At 51.1% G+C, this 10,645-nt stretch carries 10 protein-coding genes and 1 tRNA gene; 7 read left to right on the top strand and 4 right to left on the bottom strand.

The features are described 5' to 3' along the window. The 3 genes from C4F37_RS19105 to C4F37_RS19115 form a co-directional block, all read right to left on the bottom strand. Positions 1-354, bottom strand: coding sequence for a DUF4156 domain-containing protein (locus C4F37_RS19105; RefSeq protein ID WP_000558209.1), 354 nt, complete (start codon positions 352-354; stop codon positions 1-3). A 137-nt stretch (positions 355-491) separates the two neighbouring features. Next, positions 492-2,138: a chaperonin GroEL gene (gene groL, locus C4F37_RS19110; RefSeq protein ID WP_000729117.1), complete on the bottom strand. Its 1,647-nt coding sequence runs from the start codon at positions 2,136-2,138 to the stop codon at positions 492-494. A 43-nt stretch (positions 2,139-2,181) separates the two neighbouring features. Then, positions 2,182-2,475, bottom strand: coding sequence for a co-chaperone GroES (locus tag C4F37_RS19115; RefSeq protein WP_001026276.1), 294 nt, complete (start codon positions 2,473-2,475; stop codon positions 2,182-2,184). 275 nt (positions 2,476-2,750) lie between these two features. Between C4F37_RS19115 and yjeH the strand changes: the two genes are divergently transcribed. Next, a complete protein-coding gene (gene yjeH / locus C4F37_RS19120) occupies positions 2,751-4,007 on the top strand; it encodes an L-methionine/branched-chain amino acid transporter (protein WP_000015814.1) in 1,257 nt (418 codons plus the stop codon). Positions 4,008-4,022: 15 nt separating this feature from the next. Here yjeH and C4F37_RS19125 read toward each other — a convergent pair whose 3' ends face one another. After that, positions 4,023-4,499, bottom strand: coding sequence for an FxsA family protein (locus tag C4F37_RS19125; RefSeq protein WP_001267445.1), 477 nt, complete (start codon positions 4,497-4,499; stop codon positions 4,023-4,025). A gap of 336 nt (positions 4,500-4,835) precedes the next feature. On the opposite strand from C4F37_RS19125, the gene aspA reads away from it, so the two are divergent. The 6 genes from aspA (at position 4,836) to C4F37_RS19155 (ending at position 10,612) form a co-directional block, all read left to right on the top strand. Next, positions 4,836-6,272, top strand: coding sequence for an aspartate ammonia-lyase (gene aspA / locus C4F37_RS19130; RefSeq protein ID WP_000069437.1), 1,437 nt, complete (start codon positions 4,836-4,838; stop codon positions 6,270-6,272). A gap of 117 nt (positions 6,273-6,389) precedes the next feature. Further along, on the top strand, positions 6,390-7,691 hold the full coding sequence (gene dcuA, locus C4F37_RS19135) for an anaerobic C4-dicarboxylate transporter DcuA (protein ID WP_000961959.1): 1,302 nt from the start codon (positions 6,390-6,392) through the stop codon (positions 7,689-7,691). Positions 7,692-7,806: 115 nt separating this feature from the next. Beyond that, positions 7,807-8,145, top strand: a complete 339-nt coding sequence (cutA, locus tag C4F37_RS19140) for a divalent cation tolerance protein CutA (protein ID WP_000883409.1) — start codon at positions 7,807-7,809, stop codon at positions 8,143-8,145. Next, positions 8,121-9,818, top strand: a complete 1,698-nt coding sequence (gene dsbD, locus C4F37_RS19145) for a protein-disulfide reductase DsbD (protein ID WP_001774127.1) — start codon at positions 8,121-8,123, stop codon at positions 9,816-9,818. Before cutA ends, dsbD begins: the two co-directional genes overlap by 25 nt. Before the next feature lie 36 nt (positions 9,819-9,854). Then, a complete protein-coding gene (locus C4F37_RS19150; protein WP_001188520.1) occupies positions 9,855-10,430 on the top strand; it encodes a transcriptional regulator in 576 nt (191 codons plus the stop codon). 106 nt (positions 10,431-10,536) lie between these two features. Next, positions 10,537-10,612: transfer RNA gene (locus C4F37_RS19155), tRNA-Phe, on the top strand. Positions 10,613-10,645 lie beyond the last annotated feature (33 nt).

A 10,645-nucleotide genomic window follows, 5' to 3' on the forward strand; every position in this document is an offset into this window, starting at 1 on the left:
TCAGTTCGGGCACTTATAAACCTGACCGATAATCTGGCTATCCGTCGGGACAAAACTGGACAACATTCCCTGCGACGGGCTGCTGATGCCATAAATCACGTTACCGCCCATTGCAGCCGCCTGGTTGCGCAGATCGTTTGCTGCGCCGCGCATAGAACCGCCTTCTTCTCCGTGTTGCCCGGAAAGCCAGTTGCTTTGCTTACCTGTCGCAGTACCAATCAGCTGGCACTCTGCACCTGGTTGCTCGTCCACAATGCGTACACTCTGACCGGCAGCACTCAATTCGTTGCTGGAGCTACAACCCGCCATCAGTAGCGCGGCACCGACAATCCCTGCTAAATATTTTACGTGCATGTTATTCCCCATAATCAATGAGCTGGACGCCACTCGCGTCGTCCGTGTCTGAATCTTATACTAGAAAGATGACCAAAAGAAAAACCCCCAGACATTTCTGCCTGGGGGTTTGTTTATTTCTGCGAGGTGCAGGGCAATTACATCATGCCGCCCATGCCACCCATGCCGCCCATACCGCCAGCAGCGCCTAAGTCAGCTGCATCGTTTTTCGGCAGGTCGGTAACCATGCACTCGGTGGTGATCATCAGGCCAGCCACAGAAGCCGCGTACTGCAGAGCAGAACGGGTTACTTTGGTTGGATCCAGGATACCCATATCGATCATGTTGCCGTATTCTTCAGTTGCTGCGTTGTAACCGTAGTTGCCGTCGCCGCCTTTAACGGTGTTAGCAACAACAGACGGTTCTTCGCCGCAGTTCAGGACGATCTGACGCAGCGGAGCTTCCATTGCACGCAGTGCAACTTTGATACCCACGTTCTGGTCTTCGTTCTGACCACGCAGGTCAGCCAGTTTAGACGCTACGCGGATCAGCGCAACACCACCACCAGCAACCACGCCTTCTTCTACCGCAGCACGGGTCGCGTGCAGGGCGTCTTCAACGCGTGCTTTTTTCTCTTTCATTTCAACTTCGGTAGCAGCACCAACTTTGATAACTGCAACGCCGCCTGCCAGTTTCGCTACGCGCTCCTGCAGTTTTTCACGATCGTAGTCAGAAGTTGCTTCTTCAATCTGCTGACGGATCTGAGCAACACGGCCCTGGATTGCAGCTTCTTCACCCACGCCATCGATGATGGTGGTGGTGTCTTTGTTGATCACAACACGTTTAGCCTGACCCAGGTCTTCCAGGGTTGCTTTTTCCAGCTCCATACCGATCTCTTCAGAGATTACGGTACCGCCAGTCAGGGTTGCGATATCCTGCAGCATAGCTTTACGACGATCGCCGAAGCCCGGAGCTTTAACCGCAGCAACTTTCACGATGCCACGCATGGTGTTAACAACCAGAGTTGCCAGCGCTTCGCCTTCAACATCTTCAGCGATGATCAGCAGCGGTTTACCTGCTTTGGCAACAGCTTCCAGAACCGGCAGCATTTCGCGGATGTTGGAGATTTTCTTGTCAGCCAGCAGGATGAACGGGCTTTCCAGTTCTACTGCGCCAGTTTCCGGCTTGTTGATGAAGTAAGGAGACAGGTAGCCACGGTCGAACTGCATACCTTCAACCACGTCCAGTTCGTCCTGCAGACCGGTACCGTCTTCAACGGTGATAACACCTTCTTTACCGACTTTGTCCATCGCTTCAGCGATCAGTTTACCTACGGTTTCGTCGGAGTTAGCGGAGATGGTACCAACCTGAGCAATCGCTTTAGAGTCAGAGCACGGTACGGACAGCGCTTTCAGTTCTTCAACTGCAGCGGTAACAGCTTTGTCGATACCACGTTTCAGGTCCATCGGGTTCATGCCCGCAGCAACAGCTTTCAGACCTTCAGTGATGATAGCCTGAGCCAGTACGGTTGCAGTGGTGGTACCGTCGCCTGCAGCGTCGTTCGCTTTAGAGGCAACTTCTTTCACCATCTGCGCACCCATATTTTCGAACTTGTCTTCCAGTTCGATTTCACGAGCAACGGAAACACCATCTTTGGTGATGGTCGGTGCACCGAAAGATTTATCCAGAACTACGTTACGGCCTTTCGGACCGAGGGTAACTTTCACTGCATCTGCCAGTACGTTTACGCCGCGCAGCATTTTCACACGAGCGTCGTTACCGAATTTTACGTCTTTAGCTGCCATTATCTTTATTCCTTAAATTCGTATGTTCAGTGTCGTGCGCGGATTACGCTTCAACAATTGCCAGAATGTCGCTTTCGGACATGATCAACACTTCTTCATTGTCGATCTTCTCAGATTTCACACCGTAGCCATCGTTGAAAATAACGATGTCGCCAACTTTCACATCCAGCGGCTTCACTTCGCCATTTTCAAGGATACGGCCATTGCCGACAGCCAGCACTTCGCCGCGGGTGGATTTAGCCGCTGCAGAGCCGGTCAGAACGATGCCGCCAGCAGATTTAGTTTCAACTTCTTTACGCTTGACGATCACGCGATCATGCAATGGACGAATATTCATTGATAACTCTCCTTTGAGAAAGTCCGTATCTGTTATGGGTGACGCCGGAGCTTACGTGGTTTCCCGGCTGGTGACCAGAGAAATGGGGATGAGGCTTCGCCCCTTCAAGGGGGAAAAAGAAAAAAAATTCTGATCAGCACAAAATCGGGTGAAAACCCTGATTCACCTCACATTTCATCGCAATTTCTTCATCACCGTCATAAGCGAATCTGATTGTGCTACCATCGAAAATCTACGCAGTTGCCCATAATTTGGGCGCAATCGGACATCAACCCATGAGTGGACTCAAACAAGAACTGGGGCTGGCCCAGGGCATTGGCCTGCTATCGACGTCATTATTAGGCACTGGCGTGTTTGCCGTTCCTGCGTTAGCTGCGCTAGTAGCAGGCAATAACAGCCTGTGGGCGTGGCCCGTTTTGATTATCTTAGTGTTCCCGATTGCGATTGTGTTTGCGATTCTGGGTCGCCACTATCCCAGCGCAGGCGGCGTCGCACACTTCGTCGGTATGGCGTTTGGTTCGCGGCTTGAGCGAGTCACCGGCTGGTTGTTTTTATCGGTCATTCCCGTGGGTTTGCCTGCCGCGCTACAAATTGCTGCCGGATTCGGCCAGGCAATGTTTGGCTGGCATAGCGGGCAACTGTTGTTGGCAGAACTCGGTACGCTGGCGCTGGTGTGGTATATCGGTACTCGAGGTGCCAGTTCCAGTGCTAATCTACAAACAGTTATTGCCGGACTTATCGTCGCACTGATTGTCGCTATCTGGTGGGCGGGCGATATCAAACCTGCGAATATCCCCTTCCCTGCGCCAGGAAATATCGAACTTACCGGGTTATTTGCTGCGTTATCAGTGATGTTCTGGTGTTTTGTCGGTCTGGAAGCATTTGCCCATCTTGCCTCGGAATTTAAAAATCCAGAGCGTGATTTTCCTCGTGCTTTGATGATTGGCCTGCTGCTGGCAGGATTAGTCTATTGGGGCTGTACGGTAGTCGTCTTACACTTCGACGCCTATGGTGAACAAATGGCGGCGGCAGCATCGCTTCCCAAAATTGTAGTGCAGTTGTTCGGTGTAGGAGCGTTATGGATTGCCTGCGTAATTGGCTATCTGGCCTGCTTTGCCAGTCTCAACATTTATATACAGAGCTTCGCCCGCCTGGTCTGGTCGCAGGCGCAACATAATCCTGACCACTACCTGGCACGCCTCTCTTCTCGCCATATTCCGAATAATGCCCTCAATGCGGTGCTCGGCTGCTGCGTGGTGAGCACGTTGGTGATTCATGCTTTAGAGATCAATCTGGACGCTCTTATTATTTATGCCAATGGCATCTTTATTATGATTTATCTGTTATGCATGCTGGCAGGCTGTAAATTATTGCAAGGACGTTATCGACTACTGGCAGTGGTTGGCGGGCTATTATGCGTTCTGTTACTGGCAATGGTCGGCTGGAAAAGTCTCTACGCGCTGATCATGCTGGCGGGGTTATGGCTGTTTCTGCCAAAACGAAAAACGCCGGAAAATGGCATAACCACATAATCCGGCGTTTCGACATTAATCCTGGCGATCGTCTTTATGATCAAGGCGGTCGCGGTCATCATCCTTTCGCTGGTACTCACCATCAAAAGTATTACCGCCACCGGTCCCGGCGCTAAAACCGCCACCTGGCATACGGGAAAAACGCAGATGAGGCATCAACTTCACTGTCAGATGCTTTTGCACCGGCGGTAATAAAAGAAGCAAACCGAGGAAATCGGTGAAAAAGCCCGGTAATAAAAGCAGCAAACCGGCAATGATCAGCGAAACACTTTTAATCATCTCCGCCGCTGGGTTTTCACCCGCCGCCATTTTTTGCTGCATCAGCACGAAATTCTTAAAGCCCTGGTTACGTACCAGTGACATACCGATAACTGACGTGAATATAACCAGCACGAGGGTCAGCAATACCCCCAATACATGAGCAACCTGAATAAAGATTGAAATCTCAATATAGACATAAAGGAAAATGGCAATAAAAGGTAACCAGCGCAAAGGTTTCTCCTGTAATAGCAGCCGGTTAAACCCGGCTACCTGAATGGGTTGCGAATCGCGTTTAGCTTATATTGTGGTCATTAGCAAAATTTCAAGATGTTTGCGCAACTATTTTTGGTAGTAATCCCAAAGCGGTGATCCATTTCACAAATTAATAATTAAGGGGTAAAAACCGACACTTAAAGTGATCCAGGTTACGGTAGAAATCCTCAAGCAGCATATGATCTCGGGTATTCGGTCGATGCAGGGGATAATCGTCGGTCGAAAAACATTCGAAACCACATATATTCTGTGTGTTTAAAGCAAATCATTGGCAGCTTGAAAAAGAAGGTTCACATGTCAAACAACATTCGTATCGAAGAAGATCTGTTGGGTACCAGGGAAGTTCCAGCTGATGCCTACTATGGTGTTCACACTCTGAGAGCGATTGAAAACTTCTATATCAGCAACAACAAAATCAGTGATATTCCTGAATTTGTTCGCGGTATGGTAATGGTTAAAAAAGCCGCAGCTATGGCAAACAAAGAGCTGCAAACCATTCCTAAAAGTGTAGCGAATGCCATCATTGCCGCATGTGATGAAGTCCTGAACAACGGAAAATGCATGGATCAGTTCCCGGTAGACGTCTACCAGGGCGGCGCAGGTACTTCCGTAAACATGAACACCAACGAAGTGCTGGCCAATATCGGTCTGGAACTGATGGGTCACCAGAAAGGTGAATATCAGTACCTGAACCCGAACGACCATGTTAACAAATGTCAGTCCACTAACGACGCCTACCCGACCGGTTTCCGTATCGCAGTTTACTCTTCCCTGATTAAACTGGTAGATGCGATTAACCAACTGCGTGAAGGCTTTGAACGTAAAGCTGTCGAATTCCAGGACATCCTGAAAATGGGTCGTACCCAGCTGCAGGACGCAGTACCGATGACCCTCGGTCAGGAATTCCGCGCCTTCAGCATCCTGCTGAAAGAAGAAGTGAAAAACATCCAACGTACCGCTGAACTGCTGCTGGAAGTTAACCTTGGCGCAACAGCAATCGGTACTGGTCTGAACACGCCGAAAGAGTACTCTCCGCTGGCAGTGAAAAAACTGGCTGAAGTCACTGGCTTCCCATGCGTACCGGCTGAAGACCTGATCGAAGCGACCTCCGACTGCGGCGCTTATGTTATGGTTCACGGCGCGCTGAAACGCCTGGCTGTGAAGATGTCCAAAATCTGTAACGACCTGCGCTTGCTCTCTTCTGGTCCACGTGCCGGCCTGAACGAGATCAACCTGCCGGAACTGCAGGCAGGCTCTTCCATCATGCCAGCTAAAGTAAACCCGGTTGTTCCGGAAGTGGTTAACCAGGTCTGCTTCAAAGTCATCGGTAACGACACCACTGTTACCATGGCAGCAGAAGCAGGTCAGCTGCAGTTGAACGTTATGGAGCCAGTCATTGGCCAGGCCATGTTCGAATCCGTTCACATTCTGACCAACGCTTGCTACAACCTGCTGGAAAAATGCATTAACGGCATCACTGCTAACAAAGAAGTGTGCGAAGGTTACGTTTACAACTCTATCGGTATCGTTACTTACCTGAACCCGTTCATCGGTCACCACAACGGTGACATCGTGGGTAAAATCTGTGCCGAAACCGGTAAGAGTGTACGTGAAGTCGTTCTGGAACGCGGTCTGTTGACTGAAGCGGAACTTGACGATATTTTCTCCGTACAGAATCTGATGCACCCGGCTTACAAAGCAAAACGCTATACTGATGAAAGCGAACAGTAATCGTACAGGGTAGTACAAATAAAGAAGGCACGTCAGATGGCGTGCCTTTTTTCTTGTGAGCAGTAACTTAAAAATAACAATTTAATATCAACTTGTTAAAAAACAAGGAAGGCTAATATGCTAGTTGTAGAACTCATCATAGTTTTGCTGGCGATCTTCTTGGGCGCCAGATTGGGGGGAATAGGTATTGGTTTTGCAGGCGGATTGGGGGTGCTGGTTCTTGCCGCTATTGGCGTTAAACCCGGTAACATCCCATTCGATGTCATTTCCATTATCATGGCGGTTATCGCCGCTATTTCTGCCATGCAGGTTGCTGGCGGTCTGGACTATCTGGTTCATCAGACAGAAAAGCTGCTGCGCCGTAACCCGAAATACATCACGATCCTCGCACCGATCGTGACCTATTTCCTGACTATCTTTGCTGGTACTGGCAACATCTCTCTGGCGACACTACCAGTTATCGCTGAAGTTGCGAAGGAACAAGGCGTTAAACCTTGCCGTCCGCTGTCTACTGCAGTGGTATCCGCGCAGATTGCGATCACCGCATCGCCAATCTCAGCGGCAGTGGTTTACATGTCTTCCGTGATGGAAGGTCATGGCATCAGCTACCTCCATCTGCTCTCCGTGGTCATCCCGTCCACCCTGCTGGCGGTTCTGGTGATGTCCTTCCTGGTCACTATGCTGTTCAACTCCAAACTCTCTGACGATCCGATTTATCGCAAGCGTCTGGAAGAGGGCCTGGTTGAACTGCGCGGTGAAAAGCAGATTGAAATCAAATCCGGTGCAAAAACGTCCGTCTGGCTGTTCCTGCTGGGCGTAGTTGGCGTGGTTATCTATGCAATCATCAACAGCCCAAGCATGGGTCTGGTTGAAAAACCACTGATGAACACCACCAACGCAATCCTGATCATCATGCTCAGCGTTGCAACTCTGACCACCGTTATCTGTAAAGTCGATACCGACAACATTCTCAACTCCAGCACCTTCAAAGCAGGTATGAGCGCCTGTATTTGTATCCTGGGTGTTGCGTGGCTGGGCGATACTTTCGTTTCCAACAACATCGACTGGATCAAAGATACCGCTGGTGAAGTGATTCAGGGTCATCCGTGGCTGCTGGCCGTCATCTTCTTCTTTGCTTCTGCTCTGCTGTACTCTCAGGCTGCAACCGCAAAAGCACTGATGCCGATGGCTCTGGCACTGAACGTTTCTCCGCTGACCGCTGTTGCTTCTTTTGCTGCGGTGTCTGGTCTGTTCATTCTGCCGACCTACCCGACGCTGGTTGCTGCGGTACAGATGGATGACACGGGTACTACCCGTATCGGTAAATTCGTCTTCAACCATCCGTTCTTCATCCCGGGTACTCTGGGTGTTGCCCTGGCCGTTTGCTTCGGCTTCGTGCTGGGTAGCTTCATGCTGTAATGACCCATCGCGGGGCGTTCACGCCCCGCTTTCTTTCCCGCCGACTAACATCCTTTCCCCGTCCGTTGTATAGTGACCTCTCTCTTGCGGTTCCATCTGTTCTTGCGAGGTGTTTATGCTTGATGAAAAAAGTTCGAATACCACGTCTGTCGTGGTGCTATGTACGGCACCGGATGAAGCGACAGCCCAGGATTTAGCCGCCAAAGTGCTGGCGGAAAAACTGGCGGCCTGCGCGACCTTGATCCCCGGCGCTACCTCTCTCTATTACTGGGAAGGTAAGCTGGAGCAAGAATACGAAGTGCAGATGATTTTAAAAACTACCGTATCTCACCAGCAGGCACTGCTGGAATGCCTGAAGTCTCATCATCCATATCAAACCCCGGAACTTCTGGTTTTACCTGTTACACACGGAGACACAGATTACCTCTCATGGCTCAACGCATCTTTACGCTGATCCTGCTACTTTGCAGCACTTCCGTTTTTGCCGGATTATTCGACGCGCCGGGACGTTCACAATTTGTCCCCGCGGATCAAGCCTTTGCTTTTGATTTTCAGCAAAACCAACATGACCTGAATCTGACCTGGCAGATCAAAGACGGTTACTACCTCTACCGTAAACAGATCCGCATTACGCCGGAACACGCGAAAATTGCCGACGTGCAGCTGCCGCAAGGCATCTGGCATGAAGATGAGTTTTACGGCAAAAGCGAGATTTACCGCGATCGGCTGACGCTTCCCGTAACCATCAACCAGGCGAGTGCGGGAGCAACGTTAACTGTCACCTACCAGGGCTGTGCTGATGCCGGTTTCTGTTATCCGCCAGAAACCAAAACCGTTCCGTTAAGCGAAGTGGTCGCCAACAACGAAGCGTCACAGCCTGTGTCTGTTCCGCAGCAAGAGCAGCCCACCGCGCAATTGCCCTTTTCCGCGCTCTGGGCGTTGTTGATCGGTATTGGTATCGCCTTTACGCCATGCGTGCTGCCAATGTACCCACTGATTTCTGGCATCGTGCTGGGCGGTAAACAGCGGCTTTCCACTGCCAGAGCATTGTTGCTGACCTTTATTTATGTGCAGGGGATGGCGCTGACTTACACGGCGCTGGGTCTGGTGGTTGCCGCCGCAGGGTTACAGTTCCAGGCGGCGCTACAGCACCCATACGTGCTCATTGGCCTCGCCATCGTCTTTACCTTGCTGGCGATGTCAATGTTTGGCTTGTTTACTCTGCAACTCCCCTCTTCGCTGCAAACACGTCTCACGCTGATGAGCAATCGCCAACAGGGCGGCTCACCTGGCGGTGTGTTTATTATGGGGGCGATTGCCGGACTGATCTGTTCACCATGCACCACTGCACCGCTTAGCGCGATTCTGCTGTATATCGCCCAAAGCGGGAACATGTGGCTGGGCAGCGGCACGCTTTATCTTTATGCGCTGGGCATGGGCCTGCCGCTGATGCTAATTACCGTCTTTGGTAACCGCTTGCTGCCGAAAAGCGGCCCGTGGATGGAACAAGTCAAAACCGCGTTTGGTTTTGTGATCCTCGCACTGCCGGTCTTCCTGCTGGAGCGAGTGATTGGTGATATATGGGGATTACGCTTGTGGTCGGCGCTTGGTGTCGCATTCTTTGGCTGGGCCTTTATCACCAGCCTACAGGCCAAACGCGGCTGGATGCGCGTGGTGCAAATAATCCTGCTGGCAGCGGCATTGGTTAGCGTGCGCCCACTTCAGGATTGGGCATTTGGTGCGACGCATACCGTGCAAACTCAGACGCATCTCAACTTTACACAAATCAAAACGGTAGATGAGTTAAATCAGGCGCTCGTTGAAGCCAAAGGCAAACCAGTGATGTTAGATCTCTATGCCGACTGGTGCGTCGCCTGTAAAGAGTTTGAGAAATACACCTTCAGCGACCCGCAGGTGCAAAAAGCGTTAGCAGACACGGTCTTACTTCAGGCTAACGTCACTGCCAACGACGCACAAGATGTGGCGCTGTTAAAGCATCTTAATGTCCTTGGCCTACCGACAATTCTCTTTTTTGACGGACAAGGCCAGGAGCATCCACAAGCACGCGTCACGGGCTTTATGGATGCTGAAACCTTCAGCGCACATTTGCGCGATCGCCAACCGTGAACGACACTTGCAGTGGGAAAGACGGAGGAAAATAGCGTGCAACGTGAAGATGTACTGGGAGAAGCCCTGAAATTATTAGAATTACAAGGGATTGCCAACACCACGCTGGAGATGGTTGCTGAACGTGTGGATTACCCACTGGACGAGCTACGCCGCTTCTGGCCAGACAAAGAGGCAATCCTCTACGATGCGCTGCGTTATCTTAGCCAACAGATAGATGTCTGGCGTCGTCAGCTGATGCTGGACGAAACACAAACCGCCGAACAAAAGTTGCTGGCACGTTATCAGGCGTTATCGGAGTGCGTTAAAAACAACCGCTATCCGGGCTGTCTGTTTATCGCTGCCTGTACGTTTTATCCCGATCCTGGCCACCCTATTCATCAACTGGCCGATCAGCAAAAAAGCGCGGCCTACGATTTCACCCACGAACTGTTAACCACGCTGGAAGTTGACGATCCGGCGATGGTAGCAAAGCAGATGGAACTGGTGCTGGAAGGCTGTTTAAGCCGAATGCTGGTGAATCGTAGCCAGGCGGATGTCGACACCGCACATCGGCTGGCGGAAGATATCCTGCGCTTCGCCCGCTGCCGCCAGGGTGGTGCTTTGACCTGACAGAAACACAGAAAAGAAGCGATTTGCCGCAATCTTAAGCAGTTGAATCGCTTTTACTGAAATTAGGTTGACGAGATGTGCAGATTACGGTTTAATGCGCCCCGTTGCCCGGATAGCTCAGTCGGTAGAGCAGGGGATTGAAAATCCCCGTGTCCTTGGTTCGATTCCGAGTCCGGGCACCAAGTTCATATCAACGGACCTCCACGGAGGTCCGT

Source organism: Escherichia sp. R1, from assembly GCF_003000935.1.
GTDB classification, from domain to species: domain Bacteria; phylum Pseudomonadota; class Gammaproteobacteria; order Enterobacterales; family Enterobacteriaceae; genus Escherichia; species Escherichia coli.

What these genes read in the sequence shown, in the direction of transcription:
- C4F37_RS19105 (WP_000558209.1), bottom strand. Translation starts at nt 354, where the DNA reads ATGCACGTAAAATATTTAGCAGGGATTGTCGGTGCCGCGCTACTGATG.
- groL (WP_000729117.1), bottom strand. Translation starts at nt 2,138, where the DNA reads ATGGCAGCTAAAGACGTAAAATTCGGTAACGACGCTCGTGTGAAAATG.
- C4F37_RS19115 (WP_001026276.1), bottom strand. Translation starts at nt 2,475, where the DNA reads ATGAATATTCGTCCATTGCATGATCGCGTGATCGTCAAGCGTAAAGAA.
- yjeH (WP_000015814.1), top strand. Translation starts at nt 2,751, where the DNA reads ATGAGTGGACTCAAACAAGAACTGGGGCTGGCCCAGGGCATTGGCCTG.
- aspA (WP_000069437.1), top strand. Translation starts at nt 4,836, where the DNA reads ATGTCAAACAACATTCGTATCGAAGAAGATCTGTTGGGTACCAGGGAA.
- dcuA (WP_000961959.1), top strand. Translation starts at nt 6,390, where the DNA reads ATGCTAGTTGTAGAACTCATCATAGTTTTGCTGGCGATCTTCTTGGGC.
- cutA (WP_000883409.1), top strand. Translation starts at nt 7,807, where the DNA reads ATGCTTGATGAAAAAAGTTCGAATACCACGTCTGTCGTGGTGCTATGT.
- dsbD (WP_001774127.1), top strand. Translation starts at nt 8,121, where the DNA reads ATGGCTCAACGCATCTTTACGCTGATCCTGCTACTTTGCAGCACTTCC.